Annotated in this window: 23 protein-coding genes and 3 tRNA genes; 11 read left to right on the plus strand and 15 right to left on the minus strand. The window is 51.4% G+C overall.

Annotated elements, in window-relative coordinates:
* Positions 1 to 23 precede the first annotated feature (23 nt).
* The 3 genes from AC27K1_RS06885 to hslO all read right to left on the minus strand — a co-directional run bounded on the left by AC27K1_RS06885 (position 24) and on the right by hslO (position 3,941).
* On the minus strand, positions 24 to 455 hold the full coding sequence (locus AC27K1_RS06885; protein ID WP_487149329.1) for a PaaI family thioesterase: 432 nt from the start codon (positions 453 to 455) through the stop codon (positions 24 to 26).
* A gap of 162 nt (positions 456 to 617) precedes the next feature.
* Entirely contained in the window at positions 618 to 2,954 is a 2,337-nt protein-coding gene (locus AC27K1_RS06890) for a Tex family protein (protein ID WP_487149331.1), read from the minus strand.
* A gap of 105 nt (positions 2,955 to 3,059) precedes the next feature.
* Positions 3,060 to 3,941, minus strand: a complete 882-nt coding sequence (gene hslO, locus AC27K1_RS06895) for an Hsp33 family molecular chaperone HslO (protein WP_487149332.1) — start codon at positions 3,939 to 3,941, stop codon at positions 3,060 to 3,062.
* Positions 3,942 to 4,187: 246 nt separating this feature from the next.
* On the opposite strand from hslO, the gene AC27K1_RS06900 reads away from it, so the two are divergent.
* From AC27K1_RS06900 to AC27K1_RS06910, 3 genes are all read left to right on the plus strand, one after another.
* Entirely contained in the window at positions 4,188 to 5,075 is an 888-nt protein-coding gene (locus tag AC27K1_RS06900; protein ID WP_487149333.1) for a hypothetical protein, read from the plus strand.
* Between the two features lie 104 nt (positions 5,076 to 5,179).
* Positions 5,180 to 6,124, plus strand: coding sequence for an alpha/beta fold hydrolase (locus AC27K1_RS06905; protein ID WP_487149334.1), 945 nt, complete (start codon positions 5,180 to 5,182; stop codon positions 6,122 to 6,124).
* Positions 6,125 to 6,216: 92 nt separating this feature from the next.
* Positions 6,217 to 6,498, plus strand: coding sequence for a hypothetical protein (locus AC27K1_RS06910; RefSeq protein WP_487149336.1), 282 nt, complete (start codon positions 6,217 to 6,219; stop codon positions 6,496 to 6,498).
* 104 nt (positions 6,499 to 6,602) lie between these two features.
* Here AC27K1_RS06910 and AC27K1_RS06915 read toward each other — a convergent pair whose 3' ends face one another.
* The 4 genes from AC27K1_RS06915 to yrfG all read right to left on the minus strand — a co-directional run bounded on the left by AC27K1_RS06915 (position 6,603) and on the right by yrfG (position 11,666).
* Positions 6,603 to 8,642 carry an SDR family oxidoreductase gene (locus AC27K1_RS06915; RefSeq protein ID WP_487149338.1) on the minus strand — a complete coding sequence of 680 codons (2,040 nt, stop codon included), beginning with the start codon at positions 8,640 to 8,642 and terminating at the stop codon, positions 6,603 to 6,605.
* A 148-nt stretch (positions 8,643 to 8,790) separates the two neighbouring features.
* Positions 8,791 to 10,374, minus strand: coding sequence for an AbgT family transporter (locus AC27K1_RS06920; protein ID WP_487149339.1), 1,584 nt, complete (start codon positions 10,372 to 10,374; stop codon positions 8,791 to 8,793).
* 209 nt (positions 10,375 to 10,583) lie between these two features.
* Positions 10,584 to 10,991 (minus strand): RNA-binding S4 domain-containing protein, encoded by a 408-nt coding sequence (locus AC27K1_RS06925; protein ID WP_487149340.1) that lies wholly within the window; start codon positions 10,989 to 10,991, stop codon positions 10,584 to 10,586.
* 18 nt (positions 10,992 to 11,009) lie between these two features.
* Positions 11,010 to 11,666 (minus strand): GMP/IMP nucleotidase, encoded by a 657-nt coding sequence (yrfG, locus tag AC27K1_RS06930; RefSeq protein WP_487149341.1) that lies wholly within the window; start codon positions 11,664 to 11,666, stop codon positions 11,010 to 11,012.
* A gap of 64 nt (positions 11,667 to 11,730) precedes the next feature.
* Here yrfG and nudE point away from each other — a divergent pair, with 64 nt between their 5' ends.
* The 3 genes from nudE (at position 11,731) to AC27K1_RS06945 (ending at position 13,514) form a co-directional block, all read left to right on the plus strand.
* On the plus strand, positions 11,731 to 12,288 hold the full coding sequence (gene nudE / locus AC27K1_RS06935) for an ADP compounds hydrolase NudE (RefSeq protein ID WP_487149343.1): 558 nt from the start codon (positions 11,731 to 11,733) through the stop codon (positions 12,286 to 12,288).
* Positions 12,285 to 13,103 carry a 3'(2'),5'-bisphosphate nucleotidase CysQ gene (cysQ, locus tag AC27K1_RS06940; protein WP_487149345.1) on the plus strand — a complete coding sequence of 273 codons (819 nt, stop codon included), beginning with the start codon at positions 12,285 to 12,287 and terminating at the stop codon, positions 13,101 to 13,103. The genes nudE and cysQ overlap by 4 nt, the downstream gene beginning before the upstream one ends.
* A gap of 72 nt (positions 13,104 to 13,175) precedes the next feature.
* Positions 13,176 to 13,514, plus strand: coding sequence for a hypothetical protein (locus AC27K1_RS06945; RefSeq protein ID WP_487149346.1), 339 nt, complete (start codon positions 13,176 to 13,178; stop codon positions 13,512 to 13,514).
* 347 nt (positions 13,515 to 13,861) lie between these two features.
* On the opposite strand, the gene AC27K1_RS06950 is transcribed toward AC27K1_RS06945, so the two are convergent.
* Complete coding sequence (locus tag AC27K1_RS06950) at positions 13,862 to 14,209, minus strand: NirD/YgiW/YdeI family stress tolerance protein (RefSeq protein ID WP_487149348.1); 348 nt, start codon at positions 14,207 to 14,209, stop codon at positions 13,862 to 13,864.
* 181 nt (positions 14,210 to 14,390) lie between these two features.
* On the opposite strand from AC27K1_RS06950, the gene AC27K1_RS06955 reads away from it, so the two are divergent.
* The 4 genes from AC27K1_RS06955 to AC27K1_RS06970 all read left to right on the plus strand — a co-directional run bounded on the left by AC27K1_RS06955 (position 14,391) and on the right by AC27K1_RS06970 (position 18,744).
* Entirely contained in the window at positions 14,391 to 15,092 is a 702-nt protein-coding gene (locus tag AC27K1_RS06955) for an SET domain-containing protein-lysine N-methyltransferase (RefSeq protein ID WP_487149350.1), read from the plus strand.
* A 112-nt stretch (positions 15,093 to 15,204) separates the two neighbouring features.
* Positions 15,205 to 16,254 (plus strand): hypothetical protein, encoded by a 1,050-nt coding sequence (locus AC27K1_RS06960; RefSeq protein WP_487149352.1) that lies wholly within the window; start codon positions 15,205 to 15,207, stop codon positions 16,252 to 16,254.
* The gene (locus tag AC27K1_RS06965) at positions 16,211 to 16,930 is read left to right on the plus strand and encodes an AAA family ATPase (RefSeq protein ID WP_487149354.1); all 720 of its coding nucleotides are present in this window, start codon (positions 16,211 to 16,213) and stop codon (positions 16,928 to 16,930) included. The genes AC27K1_RS06960 and AC27K1_RS06965 overlap by 44 nt, the downstream gene beginning before the upstream one ends.
* Positions 16,931 to 16,947: 17 nt before the next feature.
* A complete protein-coding gene (locus AC27K1_RS06970; protein ID WP_487149355.1) occupies positions 16,948 to 18,744 on the plus strand; it encodes a cobaltochelatase CobT-related protein in 1,797 nt (598 codons plus the stop codon).
* 301 nt (positions 18,745 to 19,045) lie between these two features.
* Here the strand turns inward: AC27K1_RS06970 and AC27K1_RS06975 are convergent, their stop codons facing one another.
* Both AC27K1_RS06975 and AC27K1_RS06980 read right to left on the minus strand, forming a co-directional pair.
* Entirely contained in the window at positions 19,046 to 20,290 is a 1,245-nt protein-coding gene (locus tag AC27K1_RS06975) for a hypothetical protein (RefSeq protein WP_487149356.1), read from the minus strand.
* Positions 20,291 to 20,761: 471 nt separating this feature from the next.
* Positions 20,762 to 20,837, minus strand: a tRNA-Thr gene (locus tag AC27K1_RS06980).
* A gap of 305 nt (positions 20,838 to 21,142) precedes the next feature.
* Here AC27K1_RS06980 and AC27K1_RS06985 point away from each other — a divergent pair.
* On the plus strand, positions 21,143 to 21,328 hold the full coding sequence (locus AC27K1_RS06985; protein ID WP_487149358.1) for a hypothetical protein: 186 nt from the start codon (positions 21,143 to 21,145) through the stop codon (positions 21,326 to 21,328).
* A gap of 4 nt (positions 21,329 to 21,332) precedes the next feature.
* Here the strand turns inward: AC27K1_RS06985 and rhtB are convergent, their stop codons facing one another.
* The 5 genes from rhtB to AC27K1_RS07010 all read right to left on the minus strand — a co-directional run bounded on the left by rhtB (position 21,333) and on the right by AC27K1_RS07010 (position 24,687).
* Entirely contained in the window at positions 21,333 to 21,953 is a 621-nt protein-coding gene (rhtB, locus tag AC27K1_RS06990; RefSeq protein WP_487149360.1) for a homoserine/homoserine lactone efflux protein, read from the minus strand.
* 134 nt (positions 21,954 to 22,087) lie between these two features.
* Positions 22,088 to 22,173: transfer RNA gene (locus AC27K1_RS06995), tRNA-Leu, on the minus strand.
* A gap of 45 nt (positions 22,174 to 22,218) precedes the next feature.
* Positions 22,219 to 22,304: transfer RNA gene (locus AC27K1_RS07000), tRNA-Leu, on the minus strand.
* A gap of 111 nt (positions 22,305 to 22,415) precedes the next feature.
* Positions 22,416 to 23,759, minus strand: coding sequence for an FAD-dependent oxidoreductase (locus AC27K1_RS07005; RefSeq protein ID WP_487149362.1), 1,344 nt, complete (start codon positions 23,757 to 23,759; stop codon positions 22,416 to 22,418).
* A gap of 52 nt (positions 23,760 to 23,811) precedes the next feature.
* Positions 23,812 to 24,687 carry a cupin-like domain-containing protein gene (locus tag AC27K1_RS07010; protein WP_487149364.1) on the minus strand — a complete coding sequence of 292 codons (876 nt, stop codon included), beginning with the start codon at positions 24,685 to 24,687 and terminating at the stop codon, positions 23,812 to 23,814.
* Positions 24,688 to 24,833 lie beyond the last annotated feature (146 nt).

Below are 24,833 nucleotides of genomic sequence, written 5' to 3' on the forward strand. Positions count from 1 at the left end.
CCCTTGCTTAACGAGATTGATCGTCACTGGCCAATCAGTGCAAATGTAGCCAGTGCCCTGGCCACAGGCTGACCGTCCTGCATCACGTCAGCTTCCAGCACCGCGGTGCTCGAGCCCAGATGGATAACACGGGATTCGCAGATCAGTTGGCCCTTGGTGACGGCTTTCAGGTAATTGATTTTACTTTCGATCGTTGCGGCAGCGAGATTGTCGGGCAAGCGGGAGTAGAGGGCAATCCCCATGCCGGCATCGACCAGAGAGAACAGTGCGCCGCCATGGACATGCCCGCGCATGTTGGCATGGAACGGCTGTATATCCATGGACAGTCTACTGCAGCCTTCGTCAGCGTCCAGAAAATCGATGCCAAGATGACGGCTGTAGGCGCTGCCCTTATGGAGATTTTGCTTGTTTGGCGAAAGGTCAGCGCCTTCCTTTTGTTGGTTATCTGCAGCCATGCCCCGGATTCCGCAAACGCCGACCGTTGTTATTGGTGGTCAGTCGCCGTAAATGTCGCCACTATACTCTTCCGGACAGGACTCTGCATCTCTGCAAACTAACCAGAAAGTCACCGAATCTGACAGCAAAAGGGAGGGATCTCCCTCCCTTTTGCCTGAGGATCAACGACGCAGTTTCTTGGCGTTGGCGAACAAGTCGGCGAAGGTGCCGCCGTTATCCGCTTTCTGCTTTTGTCCCTGCGGACGCTTGGCCTGGTTGGATGGACGTGCTGTGTGAGGCTTGCTCCGTTCTGCCCGCTGTTGCTGACGGTTTTCAGATTGCCCCTCGGCAGTATCTGACATCCGCATGGACAGACCGATCCGACGACGGGGTGCGTCCACTTCCATCACCTTGACCCGAACCACATCACCCGCTTTGACCACTTCCCGTGGGTCTTTCACGAATGTGTTGGAAAGTGCGGAGATATGCACCAATCCATCCTGATGGACACCGATATCTACAAATGCGCCAAAGTTGGTCACGTTCGTTACCACACCTTCCAGCTCCATGTTGAGCTTGAGGTCTTTGATGTCCTCAACCCCTTCCTGGAAGGCCGCCGTCTTGAACTCAGGGCGTGGGTCACGGCCTGGTTTATCCAGTTCGCTGATGATGTCGGTGACGGTCGGGACACCGAAGGCATCGCTGGTGTAGTCAGCGGCATTCAGTGACTTCAGGAACGCGGTGTCACCAATCAGGCTGCGCAGATCACGCTCAAAGCGTGCTGCGATTGCTTGTACGACGGGATAGGCTTCGGGATGCACGGCGGAAGAATCCAGCGGATTCTCACCACTCATGATGCGCAGGAAGCCCGCACATTGTTCGAAGGTCTTGTCGCCCAGGCGGGGTACGGATTTCAACTGGTTACGGCTGGTAAATGCGCCGTTCTGGTTGCGATATTCAACGATATTGTTGGCAATGGTCTGGTTCAGACCGGCAACTCGAGCCAGCAGCGCGCCGGAGGCCATGTTGATATCGACACCAACGGCGTTTACACAGTCTTCCACTACGCCATCCAGGGAACGTGCCAGCAGTGTCTGGCTGACATCGTGCTGGTACTGGCCGACACCAATGGATTTCGGTTCAATCTTGACCAGTTCCGCCAGCGGATCCTGAAGACGACGGGCGATGGATACCGCGCCACGGAAGGTAACATCCAGATCCGGGAATTCTTTTGCCGCAGTTTCAGAGGCTGAGTAAACCGATGCGCCCGCTTCGCTGACCACAACCTTGGAGAGGTTCAGTTTGGGGAACTGCTTGATCAGCTCGGCTGCAAAACGGTCGGTTTCACGGGAAGCTGTGCCATTACCAATGGCAATCAACTCAACGTTGTGCTTCAGCACCAGCTTGGCGATAGCCGCCAGGGACTCATTCCAGCGGTTCTGGGGAACGTGGGGGAAAATGGTGGTGTGATCCACCAGTTTACCGGTAGCGTCAACCACGGCGACTTTAACACCGGTACGCAGACCAGGGTCCAGACCCAGAGTGGCTCTTGGGCCAGCCGGTGCGGCCAGCAGCAGGTCGTGCAGATTCTTGGAGAAGACCTTGATGGCTTCTTCTTCCGCTGATTCACGAACCCAGGTCATCAGTTCCGCTTCCAGGTGGGGCAGCAGCTTGACCCGCCAGGTCCAGCGTACGACTTCACCCAGCCATTTGTCCGCGGCGCGGCCTTCGTTTTTGATCGACCAGAAGCTGGCCACCATGCTTTCACAGGGATGCGCCTGGGTGCGGTCTTCCGCGCCTTCTACGGTGATGGCAGCCTGCAGGAAGCCTTCGTTGCGGCCACGGAAAATCGCCAGTGCGCGATGTGACGGTACCTTGTTGATCGGTTCGTCGTGCTCAAAGTAATCGCGGAACTTGGCGCCTTCCTGTTCCTTACCAGCAACGGCGCGGCTGCTCATGCGGCCTTCTTCCCACAGGAAGTCGCGCAGTGAGCCCAGCAATTCTGCGTCCTCACTGAATTTCTCCATGAGGATGTACTTGGCGCCGTCCAGCGCTGCCTTGGTGTCAGCAACGTCCTGTTCAGCATTGATGAATTTGGCCGCTTCCTGTTCCGGATCCAGCGTCGGATCGGCCAGCAGGCTTTCGGCCAGTGGCTCCAGACCGGCTTCACGGGCGATCTGAGCCTTGGTGCGTCGCTTCGGCTTGTAGGGCAGGTAGAGGTCTTCCAGCCGGGTTTTGGTATCCGCTTCTGTGATGGCCTTTTCCAGTTCCGGGGTCAGCTTTTCCTGTTCACGGATACTGTTGAGGATGGTCTCACGGCGCTCTTCCATTTCCCGCAGGTAACGGAGACGCTCTTCGAGGGTACGCAGCTGGGTATCGTCCAGGGCGCCGGTGACTTCCTTCCGGTAACGGGCGATAAATGGAACCGTGGCCCCTTCATCCAGCAGATTGACCGTGGCGGTGACTTGTTGTGGTCGTACATTCAACTCTGCAGCGATGCGCTGAAAGATGCTCTCCATGGGGTACTCTTTGGCTACATCCGAATAAAAAAGGGGATTATACGCCAGTCGATAGCTGACGTCGTTCACCCCTTGCTGTTCTGTCAGTGATCCCGTAACCGGTGATCAGTGCAATGTTCGCGGGCTGGTTTGCCTGGGTGTCAGCAGGTCCGTCACTTCGTCAGCCGAGAAGCTGTAACGGGTGTTGCAGAACTGGCAATCCATGTTGATTTCACCCTGTTCCGCCAGAATATCTTCCAGCTCCTGGCGATCAACGGTCTGCAGGGCCGTAGCCGTGCGCTCACGGGAGCAGGTGCAACGGTAGCTGACCGGTTCGGCGTCAAACACCCGGATATCCTCTTCGTGGAACAGACGGTGCAGCAGTGTCTCCGTTTCCACTGACAGCAACTCTTCGTCTGTCAGGGTATGCGCCAGGGTGGTCAGGTGTGACCAGCGCTCTTCGCGAACCTTTTCGTCCTTCTCGACCGTTGCTGGCAGTGCCTGCAGCAGGAAGCCGCTGGCGCTGTTGCCATCAGAGGCCAGCCAGACGCTGGTGGGCAGCTGTTCAGACTGCTGGAAATACTGGGCAAAGCAGTGCGCCAGTGTGGGATTCTCCAGCGGCACGATGCCCTGGTAGCGCTTGCCCTTGACAGGATCTACCGTAATGACCAGCTGGCCGTCGGGTAACAGCGTCTGAAGGTCTGCATTATCAGCCGGTTCTTCTTTCCAGCGGGCAATGGCGCGGAATGTGCGCTGGTCGGTGCATTCAACCATCAGCACGGAAACCGGCCCGTTGGAGCGGGCCTGCAGGCTCATGGTGCCCTGGAACTTCAGGGTTGTGCTCAGCAAAACGGCCGCTGCCGCCATTTCACCCAGCAGGCGACGAATGGCCAGCGGGTAGGCATGGGGTTCAAAGGCTGCCTGGAGGCTGCTGCTGAGCCCGACGCGTTCACCGCGAATATCGGTGTTTTCGAAAAGGAAGCGCTGTGCTGTATCCGGGATAGTCATTAACGCAGTGTGTTCCAAGAAAAAACAGTAATCTGGTGGCGACTGGTGGCGACTTCAAGTCTGGTGTCAGTCTTCCCAGTGGTGCGGGAGAGTATAACGCCAACTGTCCGGATCATCACTTACGGGAAACGCCCTTGAGCTGACAGGGATTGTGGGTCGGTAATGGGATGATTTTTCCATGCACTTTGGCTCCATGTACTACACTCCAGTGCCTGTGGTTGGCTGTATTTTGGAGAGGGTGTTGTCATGCGGTTTGATGTTTCTCCAGCCGTGCATTGTTCCGGTTTGAGGCGATGTTGCCTGGTTGTGTTGGTCATGTTCTGGGCTGGACTTGCCGGTTTGCAGGTGGCGGCTGCATCGAGTGATGGTCTGAACCCGGAGCGCATCCGACAGGATGATCTGGAAGCGCTGGAAGGGCGTCTGGTGATCCGCTTTTCATCTGCCACGATGGCAGGGCTGGATTCGGTGGCCGGTGAAACCGTAAAAACGATTTCTGCTGCACTCAATCACCGCATGATTACAGAATTGTCTGACAGCAGTATGGATGACCTGTTTGTACTTAATGACAACACTCGATTGAGCATGGTGGCACCCTTGATGCTGCAGGGGACTGATGAGCGTCATGCAATGATAAGCGCAAATCTGATGATTCAGAATACGGGGCAGGATTCGGTCATGGAACTGCCTTTGCTGATGGATGGGCAGCTGGATATTGATCAAAACCAGTCCTATGTGTTCACGGTCTCTGCGGTGAGTATTCCTGTAACTTGGGCATTGGGTCAGAAACCAGCTGAAGAAAATGGCGGCCGTAAACAGCCTGCCACATGGCGGGGTGAGGATGGGATAGAGCGGACTGTAGTTTGGCGGGGTAGAGAATCAAGAAACTTTATGCCCGGAATGCCTGCGCACCCTATGCCTTACCATTCGCCACAGCAGCTGCATATTCCGTTTACGCCTATTCCCAAGCCTCCGTTGCCAAAAAGTTCGCCATTGCCTGAACCACAAGGTGTCTTCCCTGAAGACAGCAAGCAGTCCCCTTTCTCATCCACTCCGAAACTGGATAAGCCGGCAGACAAACCGGAATTTAATTCTGACGGTGTTTCCTTTCCGTCACATCATTCCCCGTTTTCGTAATGGTGTTATCAACTTTTCGCCAAGCCGGTTAATATAGGCCGGCTTTCTTCTTTCTATCTGGCTGGTCAATATTTCATCCAATAACAATAAGAGGTTGGATACCCATGACGATACGCCTGAAAACGCTGTTTGGTATTCCCTTTCTACTCAGTTTGCTGTTGTTAACGGCCTGTACCCGGCAGGATCTTTATCAGACGGCCATGTCCCTGGAGCGTCAGCGTGCGGGATTGGCGCCTGCGGAACTGGTTATGGATAACTTTACGATGGCTTATCTGGAAGGAGGCAATCCTGACGGTGAAACTATCCTGATGGTGCATGGATTTGGCGCCAACAAAGACAACTGGGTCAGACTGGCCGGAAAACTGGATGACCAGTATCGCATCATCGCACTGGATCTTCCCGGGCATGGTGACAGCAGCGCACCGCTGGAAATGGATTACCGCATGCCTGCGCAAGCGCAACGTGTGGCTGACTTTATCGCTGCGTTAGAACTCAAGAACGTCCACTACATGGGAAATTCCATGGGCGGCTGGATTGGCCTGGAATTGGCGAGAATCAAACCTGATGCCATTAATACGCTGGTGTTGCTGGATAATGCGGGTGTTGAGCCTCCCAGCGCCAGTGAGTTCCAGCATTTGCTGGATAAGGGTGAAAACCCTCTGATTGTCAGTGAGCCGGGTGATATGGAGAAACTCCTGGACTTTGTTATGACAGATCGTCCGTTTATTCCCTGGCCAATCACGTCTGTGCTGGAAGAGCAGGCACTGGCGCGTGAGCCTGTTAACGAAAAAATATTTGCAGACATGCTGCGGTCGCGGGATGAACGTCTTGCCGGTATACCTCAACCGGAGTGGCTGAAGGTTATAACAACACCCTCATTGATTATCTGGGGAGAGGACGACCGGGTGCTGGATGTGTCCATCGTCAGTGAAATGCAGAAATATATGCCAAGCACTGAAGCGGTGATCATGAAAGAAATTGGTCATTTGCCCATGATTGAAGACCCTTCCGCTGTCGCAGAGGCATTTTTGGCTTTTGTTGAAAAGTGATCTTCTACTATTTCGCCCAACACAGTGAGAGTTAACCTTGCTGCTGTTGGGGGAAACAGGTTATTGCGTTGTCAGAATTCACAAGGAAAAGTATGCGTAAATTTGAAAACGTACCTGTCGAAGAAGATACAAAAATCATCATGCAGCAGGAAGCGATGTTAGGTGAGTATGAGGTCTTGTATCAAAAATGGTCTTGGGACGGGATTACGGCCGAAAGCATTATCTTTGCCAGTGAGGACGTATCCAGTCTTGATGACGAAGCCATAAAGGACGAAGTCAGAAGCTCACCCCTGGTGAATAGCGGCTCCAGTATTACCCTGAAACGATCCGAGTCAGGTTATGTGTTTGTTAACTTTAATTTCATGACCGAATGAGTCGAATACGGGTATTAAGAAATCGGCGCTGGGCATGAAGTTGCTCAGGCAGGCGCCATACCAGCGCCCTGATGGCAGGGCACTGGCTTTTGGCTATAAATCGATTACCAGTGGACACCTTTCAACAGATTAACCAGTAATTTCTGTTCAGCGGATGGACGCTGGCTATTGGCTCCTTCCTCTTTTTTACCTTGTGCGGCTGCCGATTCCGGGAACATGTTGAAGCTCGCATTCATCAGCAGTTCGCTGAGACTCGGCATGGTTTCGTGCAGCGCCAGTCCCAACAGTCCCATGCGGGTAGCGATCCGCTTGGGTTTGCGCACCATGGCCTTGATGATCAGGCCGGCGGCTTCATCGGGTGTCAGGGTCGGAACAGATTCATACATTTTGGTCGGTGCAATCATCGGTGTGCGCACCAGCGGCATGTTGATCGTGGTGAATTTCACGCCTTTGTCGGCCATTTCACTGGACGCACAACGGGTGAATGCATCCAATGCCGCTTTGGAGGCCACATAGGCGGAGAACCGGGGGCTGCCCGCCAACACGCCAATGGACGAGATATTGATGACCTGACCACTGTGACGCTTTTCCATGCCGGGCATAAAGCCCATGATCATGCGCATGGCGCCGAAATAGTTGATGTCCATGCAGCGTTCGAAATCGTGGAAACGGTCGTAGCTGTTGTTGACTGAGCGTCGGATAGAGCGTCCGGCATTATTGACCAGGATATCAATGCCGCCCAGTTCCTCGTTGATCTGCTGGATCATGGCATCACATTGCTGGGCGTCAGTAAGGTCGGCAGTCCAGGTCCAGACCTTGCCATCCTGTTCCCGAATGACGCGGGCAACCTCGGCAAGCGATTCCTCATCACGGTCAACCAGTACCAGTCGGGCTGATGTGGTGGCCAGTCGTTCCGCGGTGGCCCGGCCGATACCGGAACCGGCGCCGGTGATCAGAATGGCTTTATCTGCGACCGCCTTGTGGATGTTTTCGGTGGTCAGGCGCTCTTCGTTCAGGTGATTTTCCCAGTAGTCCCAGATCACCCGGGCATATTCACGCAGAACAGGTAAACGAATATTGCTGCCTTCAAGGGCGGCATCAGTGTTCGTGCGATCAAAGTGGGTGGGATAATGCAGGAAATCCAGTGCGGCATCCGGTATTTTCAGGTCGCGTAGTACGGCCTGGGAAACCTTGGTGATGGCTGGCATCCGGTACAGGCTCTTGAGCAGCATGGACACGAATGGGCTCACGAAACTGGAATCTACCCGCAGTGCCATACGCGGCGCGCCACCGGCGGAAGCAAAGGTGTTGAGCAGTTCTCCCAGCCGTTGCGGGTTCGGATCGGTGATATGGAAACACTGGTTATCAAAACCTTCCCGATGGGCAATATGGTCAATACTGTCCACGAGGTAATCCACGGGCACCATGTTCAGCCAGCCGCCTTCCAGGCCAATGATGGGCAGCCATTGTGGCAGGGAGTTACGCATCTTGCGGATGGCGTGGAACAGGTAGTAAGGACCATCAACCTTGTTGATTTCGCCGGTTCTTGAATGGCCGATGACCATGGCGGGGCGATAAATGCGCCACGGAATAGTGCAGTCATTACGAATCACCCGCTCGGCCTGATGCTTGGTTTTCAGGTAGGGGTTGTTCAGCGGGCCGGCTTCTTCCAGCATGTCTTCCGTAAATGTGCCGTCATACAGTCCTGCGACGGCAATGGAGCTGGTGTAATGGAAGCATTTGGCTTTCAGGGTTTCGGCACAGGCCATCGCATGGCGGGTACCTTCCACATTGGCGTGGATCTGGCTTTCTTCATCCGCATTGATGTCGTAAATGGCGGCCAGGTGGAAGAAATGGTCAATCTCCCCTTTGCCCTTGAGTGTGGCAACCTGTTCATCACTCAGCCCCAGCCGGGGTTGGGTAATATCACCGATCAGTGTGTGAACCCGGTTTGGTGCAACATTCCAGTGATTGATCAGCTGGTCTACCTGGGCCTGCTCGCCTTCACGGATCAACAGGTGGATGTTGGCGCCCCGGGCCAGTAACTTTTCCACCAGGAAACGGCCAATGAAACCGGTACCACCGGTGATGAAGCAGGTTTCTCCACCGATACGTGCCACGTTGGCAGGGGTTGTTGTCTGCATTACTTCCTCGAACGGGGATTATTAATCATTGATTATTCGAGGAGAGTTAATACCACTCCCTTATATCTGATGCGTTGATCCGTATCAGGATAGGGGGTATCCGAAGGGTCGCGTGCAATAAGCAATATGTAAATTTCAGGGGGCCCATTCAAAACCCAAGCGGAATACCCAGCTCAAAAAACAGGATGAGCAGCAGGGTCCAGATGGTCAGGAAACAGGCCGAATAGGGCAACATCAGGCCAATAAGGTCGCCCATGCTGAATTCCGGTGAATATTTACGGATGAAGGCGAGGATAACGCCTGCATAGGTCATCATCGGGGTAATGATGTTGGTGGATGAATCGGCGACCCGGAAGGCGGCTGCGACAATATCCGGCGTCATCTGGTTGTTCACCTGGTACAGCATGGGAACGAAGATGGGGCCAAGCAGCATCCACTTGGACGTCAGCCCTCCGACGAAAAGGTTGATAAAGGCAGTCGTGATGATGAAGCCGATGATCAATAGCACCGGAAATGACTGCAGGCCCAGCGAATTCAGCAGGCTGGCGCCCAGCCAGGTAATCCATGTGCCCATACCCGAATAGCCGAGCAGAGAGAGAAAGTTATAACAGAAGAACGTTAGCACCAGGATATAGCCCATGGCATCCATCTGTTTGACCATGGCCTGAACGACATCGGCGACAGAGTGAAATTTGCCGGAAGCGGTGCCAAACACAATACCGGTAATGGTAAAGACCAGCGTAATCAGCAGAATCACATTATCCAGGTAGGGAACGATGCGTTGGCCGGACGCATCGGTATAAGGAGCAAGGGGGTAAAATGCCAGCCAGGCAATGAAAGCCAATGCGCCAATGAGTCCTAAAAACGATGCCTTAAGTCCACGTTCCTCGGCGTCACTGAGGTTGAAATTGTCGATTTTGAGATCGTCGGGTAATGACCAGGGTGTGTCTTTCAGCTTTGGCGTGATGAAGCGTGCTGTGACGACTGCACCGGCAATGGATAGCACCACGGTGGATACCAGGATGAAATAGTAATGCATGGTCGCAGGCGTCAGCGGCTGGCCATCATGGCGTGTAAACGGGACATTCTGAGCCTGGGCGAAAATGCGGGCATTGGCGCCGATAATGACATCAATGGGCGTCGCCGGAATCAGGTTGGCACTGAAACCTGCAGAGACGCCGGCAAAGGCCGCCGCCATACCGATAATCGGATTCTTGCCGAGTCCGGCATAGAGTAATCCTGCCAGGGGAATGAGTACGAGATAGCCTGCGTCAGTGGCGATGCTGCTCATGATACCAAAGAAAACCAGTAGCAGCGGCAGCCACTTTTCACTGATATGCAGGCCGGATTTCTTGATCAGGGCTGTTAGTAATCCCGATTTTTCGGCAATGCCGACGCCCATCATGACGATCAGGATAACGCCGAGGATACCGTGGCCGAAGGTCAGCCAGTTCTGCAGCAGGGCGTTATCAAAAATCCAGCGAATATTGTCCAGCTCCAGCATGTTGCGGATGCTGTGGGTCATATCACTCCCGGTAGCGCTGGGGGTGGTGAACTCCCTTCCTGCCAGTGAAACAGACGCCAGCAGACAGATCACGTACAACCCCAGAAAGATGATGACAGGATCAGGGATCTTCTTGCCAATACGCTCCAGCAGGGAGAGAGAGGACGCGCGGATTATCGGCTGATGGTGGGGAGAACCCTTTCCGGAATCGGATGGTGTGGTTGGCATAGGGCACGTCTCTGAGCACTGCCAGACGAGAACCGGTCAGGCTTCGCCGTGGTGTGAGTAGCCAGTTTGTTTCGGTGTCTGCAGCCTAGATGATGATCTGTAAAACCCGCAAGTTGATACGATTTCTTCTTGCGGATTTATTGAATATTGATACGAGGGAAGTCTGGCCGCTGGTGGATGGGCAGCGGCCTGAGTGTGATGAATCGCTGCTATTCGGCCAGATTTTGCTGACGCAGTTTCTCCAGATCCCTGCGTTGCTTTTTGTCTGGTCGCTTTTCAGGAACAGGAGTGCTGCCCCGCAGCGCTTTGCGTTGTGCGGCGCCTTCTTCCCGCAGACGGATGCTTTCCGGTGTTTCTTCGTAGAGTTGCCGGGCCTCTGTCGCGGTGCGACGGACATCCGACAACGCACGAATAATGACCGTTTTCTCATCCCAGCCCTGGCGCAGTTTGATTTCGTCGCCCAGCCGGGGTTCACGTCCGGGTTTGGCGCGGCTGCCATTGACGTGCACCTTGCCACCGTCGATGGCCTGCTTGGCGATACTGCGGGTTTTATAGAAACGGGCGGCCCAGAGCCATTTATCAAGCCGCATTTTTGCTGTTGAATCGTCGTTTTTCATAGGTCCTGCAGGTTTGAATCAGAAAACGGGTAATAGTTCCGTAAACTGGTCGATAGCGGGGAATTCCTCGGTATCTTTGGCGCCTTTTTTGCTGTCAGGATGCTTAATCGCCAGCAGCTCACGGATGCCATACTCACGGGCGGAACGGAGTATGGGAATACTGTCGTCGACGAACAGTGTCCGTTCCCGGTTAAAGGGCTCATCGGCCTGTAGCGCCTCCCAGAAGCGCTGGTCTTCCTTGGGGTAACCGAATTGGTGGGAGGTAATCAGGCGGTCAAAATAGTGCGCCAGGGAGATGCGTTCCATTTTCAGGGACAGGCTGTCCTGGTGGGCGTTAGTGATCAGGACAATATGTTTGCCTGCAGCCTTCAGGGCGCTGAGCAATTCGTCTACATGGGGACGCAGGCTGATGAGATGCACTAACTCCTGTTTCAGTACGGCGGTTTCCAGGCCCAGCGTTTTATCCCAGAAATCCAGGCAGTACCAGCTCAGGGTGCCCATGGTCTGTTGCATCCAGACATCCACTTCGGCATGGGCTTGTTCCAGGGAGATACCGTGCTTTTCAGCGTATTTCCCGGGGATGAACTGCAACCAGAAGTAATTGTCGAAATGCAGATCCAGCAGGGTGCCGTCCATGTCAAACAGGACGGTGTCGATGGTTTTCCAGTCAATCATGATATTTGCACATTGTTGTATAGCTACGTCGTATAATGGAGATTCATGCGCCCGGGTGGAACCGATGATGAAGAAAAAACCGGAAATTCTCGAGACCCAGGAAGTCGCCCGCTCGGCATTGTTTCGGGTGGAAAGGATGAAACTCCGCTTCAGCAACGGGGTCGAACGCACCTACGAGCGGCTGGGGGGATACAGCTCCGGGCATCAGGCGGTCATGGTTGTACCGTTGTTGGATGATAACCATTTCGTGATGATTGAGGAGTATGCGGCGGGAACCGAGGATTATCAATTATCCCTGCCTAAAGGGTTAGTTGAACCGGATGAGGATCTGCTTGCAGGCGCCGAGCGTGAACTCAAGGAAGAAGCCGGTTATGGCGCGCACCGTCTCGAATACCTGACTGATTTCACGTTGTCGCCCAATTACATGTCGCACAGTATGCGTGTAGTGCTGGCCCGGGATTTATATGAAGAAAAACTGGAAGGGGATGAGCCTGAGCCATTGGGCGTCCGGGTTTTCTCATTTGATGATCTACCGGCATTGATTGCCCGGGATGATTTCAGTGAAGCCCGTGTGCTTGCCGCGCTTTATATGGTTCGGGACATCGTGAGAGGTGAAGCATGATCACAGATATGTCACTGGCACAGTCTCTGCGTGAGATCTGCCAGCAGGCCGGTAAGGCGATTCTTGCGGTTTATCAGCGTGACGATGTTGGTCTTCAGACGAAGGCGGATGATTCACCCGTTACCGAAGCAGATTTGGCAGCAGATCGCTGTATTCGGGAAAGTCTGAAGACGTTAACGCCCGAAATCCCGGTACTCTCTGAGGAGAGTGACATCGTGCCATGGGCAGAACGATCTGCCTGGCAGCGCTACTGGCTGGTGGATCCTCTGGATGGTACCCGGGAGTTTGTTGATCATACCGATGAATTTACGGTCAACATTGCCCTTATTGAGAATGGTGTTTCGATACTGGGCGTGATTTATGCGCCGGTTAATGGCGTTTGCTACATGGGGGGACGCGATACCGGCGGTGCCTGGCGTCAGTGCGATAAAACAGGGCCGGTACAACTTACGACACGTCCCTGCGCGCCGGAAGGCATTATGAATGTGGCTGTCAGCAGGCGACACGGTGAGGACTCGATACCGGCATTGATGCAACGCTTTGAGCATCGGTTTGGTGAAGTGCATGTCACGACGGCGGGCAGTTCGCTCAAGGCCTGTCTGGTGGCGGAAGGAATGGTGGATATCTATCCACGTCGCGGGCCGACCAGTGAATGGGATACCGCTGCCGCCCAGGCGATTGTTGAATCTGCTGGTGGTCGTGTGCTTGATCCCGAACTGAAGCCGCTACGTTATAACAGCAAGGAAAGTCTGTTAAATCCAGACTTCACCGTTGTCGGTGACCCGTCAGTCGACTGGGAAAATCTGTTGCTTTGACCGCAGGCTCGAAAAGCTGTCAGAACGGGGGTATGGTAGAAATTCCAGTCAGCGTTCACGGAGAGAAACGTTATGCGGCGAGGCAGGGAAGGTCGGCTGACATCACTGTGCAGTTTGTTGGTCATGATATGGCTGTGGAGCGCCGCTGTTATCGCCAATAATGATGGCATGGATGATCTCAAAAACCTGGCGCAGGAGCAGGCGTGCAGTGATGTGATGTCTGCGATCAGTGATCGCGATACGATTGCGCGGGTGATAGTTATCGCAGGATTAATGACCGACAATCAGGCGATTGGCGAACTGCTCGGACAGGGCGAAGACGAACTGGCGCTTTTTGTGGAAGATGTCTTCCATTTCTGCAAGGTGATTCCGGTCTACAGTTTCAAGCAAATCACTGACCGGGTGCTGTGACAACCCTATCATCAGGCTGTCAGCTGTCGCTTGGGCACCTGCTGAATCCGCTCCGGAAACGGATAACCTTTGCCTGGCGTGGGTCGACGACTTTTTGGCAACGGTATGGGTCGCTTATTTTTGGAAGCGGTTTTCACAGAAATGGATGAACGTTTTTGCGAATGCTTCTGAACTGAATGTTTACTGCTGTCCATAAAATGATTCCTTTAATAAAAAACAGGTAGTCTTGTAGACAAACCTTTTTCTATTGGGTTCCGTAGTGCGACAGTGAAAGTATTGTTCAATTTCACGACGTATGAATGTTTTTCGGTCGCAGGTTCGAAGTATTGAGTCTGTTTTTTTGAAGTTCAGAACGACCAGTGAATCGTATCAACATCAATTTCAAGACTTTCATTCTCATCGTGCTGAATCACGCCCTGTAATCGGATCGGGGTGTGAGGTAACAGACCACCGGGAGGAAGTTTGTGATGAGGAATATCCACTTCCAGTGTGCCGGTGCCATCGTGGATCAGGTAATTGCCGGGACTGATTCGCTTGATGATGACGCCGGAAATAGTGACATCGCCTTTCTCGGCGGTTTGGGAAAGAATTTCACGCAGCTGTATCAAGGGCTTTTCGGCAGAATCTTCAGCTGACACTGAGCCGGTCATTAATAAAAATGGGAGTGAACGTAGTATTGACCATCCATTTATCATGCGACCGGAATCCACTTCCAAGGGTTATAAAATTCAGACATTCTTTAGAAAAGAATAGATAACCCTGTTTGTTATTACTTCGTTCCTAACCACAAAGATTTGACTCTTTCTTCATGGCGAGCTATCAATTTTTCTTTAACAGCAGTTATTAATTGGCAGATTTATTCAGTTAGGTAAAACCATGGATCGGTATAACAAAGACATCGCCTGTATGGACAAGCCAGATCAAAATGATGCGGACAGCCTCCGTCAGAAGCTTGAGCAGCTGACGGCTGAAAACCAGCAATTACAATCCCGCCTTAAACGGTATGAATTTGATTTGAGCGAAGGCGCCAGTCGCATTGAAGGTGCTGGTAAAGGTTTGTTTACCCGGGATTTTATTCCTTCCGGCAGTGTTGTGGGTGAATATTCCGGCAGGCGAGCCTTCCGGATTGAAATCCCGGCGACAGGCCGTTACGTCATGTGGCACAAGGATGAGAGCGGGTGCCCCCTCTTCCTGGATAACGACACGTACATTCTCTGGCTCGTTGACGAAGATGAGTTTGACGACGAGCAAGAAGAGGATATTGAGCCCGACTGGGAGAACTACACACCGGTCATTGAGCAGGGCATTGATGCTTCTGATGGTGAACGTTCCCTGTTACGGCTGGCCAACAGCAGCGATGAGCCCAATCTCAGCATGCTGGTCACCCATGATCGCCGGGTATTTGCCGTGGCGATGGAAGATATTCTACCGGGCGAAGAGTTGTACTGGGATTACCATCCGGATCGCGATAAGGACTTTGAGGTCGATCCCGACCATGTCGAGATGGATCTGGATCGCTACATCACGGTCGGCCGTAATGGGTGGATTAAGTTACGGCGTGCCGCCTTCGAGCGCTAATACGTGCCAATATGGCTGTGTGATTGTCATTGTAATCAAGGTGCCCGTTTCACTGATCTCCACAGGGTTGACTAAGATTCATTACTGAAGACCTTTTATTGGAGCACGGTGAATGGCCAGGGACAGGTCGATCGGCACCACGTTACCCACATTGGCACAGTTGGCGGAGCATCAGGCTGATCGCGCGATATTGTGCAAATGGTGGCATGTCGCCTTCAAGCCCTGTTATGTGAGCCATAACTGGAATTCGGCCGGTCATGACAATAGCCTTGTCAAAAGTGGCGCGGTGAAAATTGCCAAGTTCAACGCCACCAGTTTCCGCGACAAACTCTCCGATACGTCTCTTCTGTACATGATCTTTCTGGTTCTGGATTCATACAAGCCAGAAGACGTTTTCAGCCAGTTCATGGCTGCCGTCAATAATACTGATGACGCACTCTTTCCCTCCGTTGAGCATTTTGGCCGCCATAACACCTGGACGCCGGATCTCATTGAGAAAATGTACGAAACGCTGGAAAAACATGCCGGTGAAGGTGCCGGGGAGGCAGACACCATGCATGAAGACTCTTCAGACCTGCATATCGATATTGACCCTGCCCTGGCCAAACTGGCGGATGAAAGCAGTGTGATCAAGGCCATTGATTCGCTGCTGCAAAGTGCGGAATCGCCTTACAGCATGGATGAGATTATCCAGACCGTCAGCGCTACCGAGGCCTGGAAGACGCAAGCCAAAACGCTGACTAAAAAAGTGGATGAGCTGAACCATGAAAATGGTCGTCTCAAGCGTGAACTGCGAGGTGCCGCTGCCCCCATGCAGGGTTCCTTCGTGGCCAGTGAATTGGGAAAGGACTTAAGCATTCCTGCCGGAGAAGTGGTGTTTAAGAAAGCGGCAGAGGTCTTTTGCCGCGATGAGGCGGCGAAGCATCTGGGCAAAGTGCTGGATTTCGCACTGCCCGTGTTTGAATGGGAAGACACTCATCCCTGGGTGCCAGAGCTGGATGACAGCTACCACTTTGATTCTCAGACCCCTGTTACCTTTGCTGGCGACCCTTGCTGCCGGAAAAAATGCCTGGCTCCATGGTCATACCGGTACGGGGAAGACAACACTGATCCAACAGGTGGCTGCACGTTTACACTGGCCATTACGGCGGATCAACTTTGACGGCGATATTTCCCGGTTTGACCTTGTCGGTCAGACACGCCTGGAGAATGATAACGGCACCACTATCTCCACGTATGTAGACGGCATACTACCCCAGGCCATGCAGTCGCCCACCATCCTGCTGCTCGATGAGCTGGATGCAGGGCGTCCGGATGTTCTCTATGCCCTGCAGAATGCGCTGGATCAGGGCGAGTTTGTGATTACCGATGATGGCGCCCGTCGTATCAAAGCCAATCCCTTCTTCCGTGCCGTTGCGGCCTGCAATACCCAAGGGCAGGGTGACGAGAGCGGTCTGTATCCGGGAACGCGGGTTTTGTCCCGGGCGCTGCTGAACCGTTTCCACAAGTTCATCCCGATTGATTACATGTGTGTTGAGGATGAGCAGGGTGTATTGGAAGCCAATGTGGCTGACCTGCCGGAAATGGTGTCAGATTTGCTGATGACCTACGTGAATGAACATCGCACGGCCTTTACGAGTGTCGAGATCACCGAGCCGATTTCGTTGAGGAATATCATCGGCGCTGCAGAGGATTATGTCTTTTATGAAGACCTCTGTGGCCATGAGGCCGCGGTACGGATGGCGGTGGATACCAATATTATCTACCGGGCCAACGAAGAAGATCAGATTGTCTTGCGCGGACTGGCCCAGCGGGTCTTTCCCGGCTGTGGCTTCTGAGTGAACAGGACTAATCCGTGAAGCGCGCCGGCTCGATCACTGCCCAGGCCTTTGTCCATGAGTGCCGGGGTACCTCAAGAACCTTCGGACGAAAAAAAATCGCTATCGTCTTTCGCGGCAATATGGTCGGCGTCGATGGCGACAAGATCATTTACCCTTCTCTGGATATGGCGGCGGAACTGGACGAATTCCAATGGGCTGTCAGCCGCGGCTATATCGACCATGCCACCGGGCGACTCCGCCACTCGGATCTGGATCAACTGCGCCGTTACAACCAGCAGGCCAATAAGGCGAAATGTCCACTGAAGCGTGACATCGCCGCGAGTATTGAAGACCCGCGTATAGAGCGTCTGGTTATGCAGGATTACAAGGGCGCCAGCGGCAACCTTTCCGCCGTGGCCAGTGCTGTTTGTCGAACCCTGAAAGAACAGGTGGAGGCAAGTGACCAGCAGGCGCCCTGGTATCAATGGTTGCCCGCCACGCTGACGGCGATGGGGCGCAAGTTAAATGGTATTGATAATAACCGTGAAATTGATCAGTTCCTGGTAATCGTCAAGCAACAGATGACAGATGATCATTACCGGATGTGTGAAGGTTGGGCCGTGCGGATTGGTCAACTGGAATCGACCGAAGCGGCATTGATGCTGGCGGATGAAATCTTCGATGCCATCGTGCATTTCGAAGAATACGGGGAAGATGATCCGCCAGACAGCCCTGAAAATAATCCGGCACTGGATCGTCGGGCCGATGAGGTGGGGAAAAAACAAGGCCATAGCTGTGATGTCTCTGTTGCCCTGAAAGCGGCGATTGGCGAGCACCTGAAAGGGGAAAAAACGATTTACCGGGCCTGGTCGACAGAATTTGATACCTGGAGCAATCGCCGCAGTGGCGACAATATTGGCGAAATACTGCGCCAGCCCAAGTTGCGGGACCAATATCAACAGGTTTTGAGTGAAACCGCAGGCCAGATCAACGCATTGCGGCGCAAACTGGAGCGTTCACTGGCCGCGAAACGGGATATCCGCTGGGCGGGTGGGGCTCTGCAGGGACGACTGGATAATCGCCGATTAGTGAATGCGTATAACGGTGAAGAGGATGTGTTCACGGTTCGTCGTGAAGACACTGATATAGCCACAGCGGTCAGTGTGCTGGTGGATCTGAGCACTTCCATGGTCAAGGGAAACAAGGGGCACCTGGCCATGCTGGCGACGATTGCCCTGGCGGAAGCGCTTGAGAAGACCGACGTCAGTTATGAGATTCTCGGTTTCTGTACGAACCGGGACGACGATCGCAACCACGAGATGAAAGTGGCGGTTCGGCAATACCAGCGAGAGCATCCCGATGAGTTCAGTTACGGCGGCAAGCTGAATTATTCCCGCTATGAACCCATTAATATGGTGGAGTTCAAGGGCTATCACGATAACCTGAATAAGTGTCGTGCGAGCATGGCGGCTATCGATCAGCTTCCTTATAAGTGCTATGTCGGTAATTGTGATGGTGAGAGTCTGCTGTTGGCCTATGATCGGTTGAGAGTCAGGCAAGAACCTCGCAAAGTATTGATGGTGCTCAGTGACGGTGCGCCGCATATCCGCGCCTGCAAGGTGGAAGCGCCTCCCCATCTGGGTGAACACCTCAAGCAAGTGGTCAGCGAAATAGAAGCGGATGGTGTTGAAACCCTGGGAATCGGCATCGTGGATAGCAGTGTTCAGGAATATTATCCCAATCATGTCGTGGTGAATGACGTGGATTCACTGGTCTCTACAGCACTGGATCAGGTTGCACGGATTTTGTTGGGTAAAACGCTGGCCAGATAGACAAACTTCATCACGCTTGGCAGGGTTCAAACCAGGCAGCCTCACATGATGACTCCGGTAACTCTGAATAAGGATTTCTCACATCCTCAGTGCGGAAGTTTAAAAAGAAAGGAACCCTGTTGTCACCGCGTAATGAGGTGATAGACAGGGGTACCTGCCTTAAACCCTGTACATTCAAGCCAGCAGACTATAACCTGCTCCGGAATACACTTGAACGCTATCGGATGAACCGTCTTTGTGTGATTAGTGAACGGATTTATTCCCCTCATGGGTATAAAGAACGAATAGACCTGATTGTGTTTCAGGACGAAACATGTTCATCCATTATTGTTTTGTAGTGATAAAATTTCGTCTCGGTTAAACGTAATTTGTTTTTTAATTGTTCTATTAAAGCGATTCGTTTTATTTGAAAGTGCGTAAGAAAAGAATTTACTTCGTCACACGATACATCATATTTTTCGTGTTTGTCAGGTGATAGATGCATTCTTACAGATTGCTGTTTTGTTTGAATCTCTTTTGCTATTTTTTTCAGCTTATTTCCATATGAGTCTCCAGGTGATAGCTTTACTTGATTATCCTCTTGAGAGGAAAAGGATGCTTCAATGGGTTCATCGTTGTCGTCGCTGTCAGTTTCATCGCTATCACTTTCATCTGATAGCAAGCCTGACTGCCTGACTTTTTCTTTATAATTGTAAAATGAGAGTAAGAGTGAATATAAGCTAAGTATGTGTGCACGTCTCTCCTTTTGATATGTATCGATGAAGTTAATAACTTCGTGGTGCAACGCGTTGTAATCCGTGTTTTCATGTAATGCAAACTCGCTTAATAATTTAATCTCTTTTATAAATTTTTCTTTCCGTTGCTTCAGTACGTCATCATACCAGTGTTCTAATGATTCTCCTTCTTGGGTAGAAGGACTCAACACGGCGGATTCATCACTCTGTTCACAACCGCTTTGTGCGCTAAGAATACGCCAGTTAAAATAGTTTTCTGGCAAGCTTTTACCCTGATCCTCCAGAAAATGAACAGCCAGAAAGTCTGCAGACAGAACCGGATACATGGTTGTCGACAATGTAGTATTTTTTTTCTCTTTAGCTGACAGCGCGCTTAGCCAGCTATGAGTGTCGGGGGCGTGCTTGAGCAATATATCAGCCGTATGTTTGTGTGTATCTGTTGGAATTGAATGGTGATTTTTATCTATAAACGCGTCGAATAGACAAATTTTCTCCCAGGTTTTCTTGGAAATGTACTTGCCGACGCCTTCTTTTGTGTATTCAAAGGCATGTAATAATTTAATGTCAATTCCGCACTTTTCAGCCCTTTTGATCACATCCTCCATGGAGGGTACAGATTCAGGTATTGAAGTGGCGTGCAGCGTAACGCGTCTTTGTTTTGAAGACTTTTGTTTTGATTCTCCTGCGGTGTTACGAGTTTTCGTTCTTTTTTTTGCGACTCTTCCCCTGAAATTTCCAGTGTTGGCACTTTGGCCTGAGGACGGTTGATGTGCGCCTGAACTTTTTTTTTCAATGTGCGGTGTAGTTCTCATTAATGAATACTCCATGAATTTATAACGTTGGTTCACAAAAAGAAACTTAAGTTCACGAAAATCAAATTGATAAGTGTAACTATGCGGTCAAATAAGCTAACAGAGGATCAGGCTATTTCGCCTTTGGGTGTGATGAGTAAGTGGGAATTTAGATCAGGATTAAAGGTGTCACTAAAAAGGAGAGGGCAGCCCGATATTTTATTATTGTTGGTGGACCGTTAACCACTACATCTAGATAGAGAGATGCATTAGCCCCAGTTATTCTATAACAACTGCCAAATGTTTTTCAGTGATTGAAATAACGTGTAAGTACCCAGACCTACGTTTTCTCAGCGTATTAGCTCGTGCCCTGCGGGCTGTAGGCGATAAAATATCAGGTTATTTATGGCCGGGTACTTAGCGCAACCTATAGTAAATCGCAGGCAACAAAAAAGGGTTAGTGACTATTAATCACTAACCCTTTGTTTTGTATGGTGCCGGCTGAAGGAGTCGAACCCTCGACCTACTGATTACAAGTCAGTTGCTCTACCAACTGAGCTAAGCCGGCCAGACGCAGCGAATAATATGGATGACTCCGGTTTTTGTCAACACTATTTCTCGCATTTGCGCCGCTATACGCCATGGACGCGATTTTGGAGTTTGAACCTCTACGACCATAGTTGAATCCGACCAAGGTATAACGCACAGAAACCCCTTTTTTTACAAGCTTTTTCTGCGGTGGCGACTAAGGTGGCATACCGTCAGTCAGTACGCTCCCTTATTCTGCGTACTCGTAGTTGTTCAGCAGTCGCTGAGGCAAGTTCCAACATTGAAAGCAGTATCTGTCGCGGGAATGTCAGCAGGGAGGATGACGTGATGAAGCTCAAAGTGAAAACCAGGCAGGTTATGCCGGATAATGTGGTGATGTCGATTCTGGTGGATTTCTGCGGTGGGTATGTGCTGCCTTCTCCCCATTGCTGGCAGATGCTGTCCTGGAAAAAGAAAAAGTCCGCGGACAGCGTCAGTAATACAGTGCCGATGTTTTCGAAGAAAAAATAGTCTCTCAGGCTTTCCAGCTGGCCAGCAGGCCGCCGGCGCCGATGAAAAGGCTGCCAAAAAATCGGTTTTGTAGAATCAAGTGCTTGCGGGTGCTGATAAAGCTTTTCAGCTGACCGGCCAGCAGTGCAAAGCCGACCATTACCACCATATCGACCGTAATCATGGTGATTGCCAACAGACAAATCTGTGTTGCTGCCGGTTGGTTGGGGTCAATAAACTGGGGAAGCAGTGCGCCGAGAAAAACAATGGCTTTAGGGTTGGTCAAGTTGACCAGTACCGCCTTGAGCATTTGGGGTTTCAGTTTCCAGCTAGAGTACTGGGTGCTGATATGAGTGGGTTCCGGAGACTCCCGCCACTTTTGTATGCCCAGCCATATCAGGTAGGCGACACCCACCCATTTGATAATACTGAAGGCATGTTCTGAGGCTGCCAGTATGGCGCCAAGGCCAATCGAAATGATCAGAATGTGTATCAGTAACCCGACTTGTAATCCGAGTATCGCAGGCAGGGTTTTCACCAGACCGTAGCGACTGGCACTGCTCATGGTGTTTATGGCGCCAGCGCCGGGGGAAATGCTGACGAGTATGCATGCGGTGAGAAAGCCAAGCCAGGTTGCCAGTGTCATGATGATGAATGCCGGATAGCAAGATAGTTGGAGTGTGTTGCTAAATATAGCGCTGCAGTGTGCTTATGTAAGCAGCAGAACAAAATGGCTTTTGCCGGAAGGAAATGTTTTTCAGGGAAAGAATAGAGAAGTAATGGTGCCCAGGGCGAGACTCGAACTCGCACGTCCTGAGGACACTGCCACCTGAAGACAGCGTGTCTACCAATTCCACCACCTGGGCGGCACCATTTGTGAAGCGGTGTGCTTCGTTTGAACTCTGGGTTGTTGGTGCCGAGAGCGAGACTCGAACTCGCACGTCCTGAGGACACTGCCACCTGAAGACAGCGTGTCTACCAATTCCACCACCTCGGCGAAACCCAGTCCTTGCTGTGAGTGCGTCCCCTCAGCAAGTGCGGCGCATATTAGAGATTACGTTTTTGAGTGTCAACTCTCGAAAAGTGATTTTTTTGCGCCTTGCGGTAATTACAGTGAAACCTGCGGTTTGACCGATGGCATGGGAATGTCCCGGTAGTTGTCGGGAAAGTTGCGGCGGTGTTGACCCAATGCATGGTACATGGCTTTCAGGGCGCTGATATCGGAATAGGTACCGGCCAGTCTTGCGAGAAGCGGCATCATGGTGAAATTACGTTCCTGGTAAGAAAGTAACTGCCCCGATGCAATGACGCTCTCCGGATAAGGGTGTATTGCATGTTGGCAGGCTGCCAGCATTTGTCGGCTTGAGGGTAACTTAGTCTCACCCGACAAAATGCTCGCGACATAACGTGCCTGATAAAACATGAGGTGGCAGGAAGGGCCCTTGTTTGGCAGCCCAATGAAGACCAGTTCCGGCAAGAGAGGACAAAAAATATCCATATACAGCGGCCTTACATCGCGTCCGCTGTTTTTAATGAGGCTGGCGAGCGCGCCACTGATAAAAGGGAAATGATATTGGTAGCCCGTGCAGAGAATAATGCTGTCAATATCCTTCAGGATCTCACCATCACACAGTCTGATGGTTCGACTCTCACAGCGCTCAATGGGGTTGTGCTGGCTAATGTTGTTGTGGCTTCCATAACGTCCTGTACGTAATGGGGAAACGCTATTGTCATTGGGACGCCGACACTGGTAGACACGCCGGGCCTCAGAACTCAAGGCCTTACAGATATCCTCAGCGGAACCCCCCGCACCTGCAACGATGACATTCTGACCATGGTAATAGCGAGGGTTTCGATAATAGAGACTATGGGTCAGGTATCCACGGTAAGCCGATAAGCCGGGTATTGCAGGTGTATAAGGTTTGTGGAAGTGACCATTGCATACGACGACAGCATCATATTGATCGCACGATAGATGGCGGGCTGCGAGGTCTCGAACAACGAGTGTCAGTCGGTTGTGTTTCGAAGGCAATGAGTATCGCTTCTCGGGTTTTATATGGAGAACTTCCTGGTTGTAGTGAATACAGTCGTTTAGTGATTGATGGTTGGCGTATCGTTCAAGGTACTGATAGACGGCAGTATGACTTGGGAATTGAGTGTATAGGGCCTTATCTGCAAAGAAATCGGGCAGATTGGGTGGAGTCATTAATTCAACCGGCAGGTTAGTGCGCAGTTCCGGATAAATAGCACTGCTTAATAGTTCGGTATTCTGACGGATATCGGGAGGCTTATGGTCATACTCTGCATAACGCCATAAACCACCAGGACCGGATTGTTTTTCAAAAACGCAGACATGGATGCCTTTTTCTCTCAGCGCATGCGCAGTGATCAGTCCGGCATACCCTGCACCAATAATGGCAACATGTCGTTTTTTTGTATTACGTGGATTCATCAGCCTCTAACCACAACGACCATAGTGATGATTCTTTAGATTAATGACAAGGTTAGTGAATATTAAAGTTGTTCTGTGAGAATAGTCGTGCACTGAGCTTCAGGTCATTACCTAAAAGAATCAATTTTGGTAATCTGGCTATTTCCTTGAAGAAACGGAGAATTACCCTTTTTGTATGAATATCCTTTGTATAATTATTAATGATCGTTACTCCATTACCGCCATACTCGTCAAATTTATCGAGAATAAAACGATTTATAGGTTGAAATATATTGCGTAATTTTAATAATTCACATTCTCTACGGCCAATGATGGAGTTTCTGTTTGGCATTGTGGGAGTATAAACCCAGTTAATATTAATGTTTATGTTTTTAAGGCTATAAACTTCATGAAACCAGTAACGGGGAACATAAAGAATGTCGCCAGGTTGTGTAATGACGTCGTAGAAATCATGATGTTCAGGGTTGACCTTAAAAGAACAAGGAACCAGGGCAAAGAAGTTGAAAGGCGCGCAGGGCAATGGTGTATTGGGCGAAATAAGTATCCAACGCTTTTTACCTGCAATCTGCCAGTTGAATCCCGATACGCTGTTACCGTCAAAGTGGGCCAGTGTTTTGTGGCCTTCTGGCTGCATAAAAACTCTCATTGGGCAGTGTTTGATGGAGCTGTCTGGGCGAAGCAGCGTTTGCTCAATGAATGGTGGTGTTGTTATATAGGGGTCATTCCTTTTCAAAGGAGAATCAAACCAGCCTTCCTGGCGGTATTTTTCTACCTGGTAATGGGCTTTAATAAATTCAGGATCCAATAGCGACTGATGGTATTGGTTTTCCCCATAGAGAATGACAGGTTTTTCTGGTTTTAAATAGTTTTCATAAAACGTTTGGTAGTTAACTTCATTTCTCTTGATTCGGTCAATGGTTAATTGCATGGGAAACTCATAATGTTCACGAGCACTGGCTCTGTGAACCTGTTTGTTGGCAATCACTGCCTGTCAAAAAACTTAAATAGTATGGCCTGTTTATCATCAGACTGTGTCTGATTCAATTGCAAAATATTTATAGTTGATAACTAATC

The sequence above is a fragment of the Kistimonas ophiarachnellae genome (assembly GCF_057552235.1).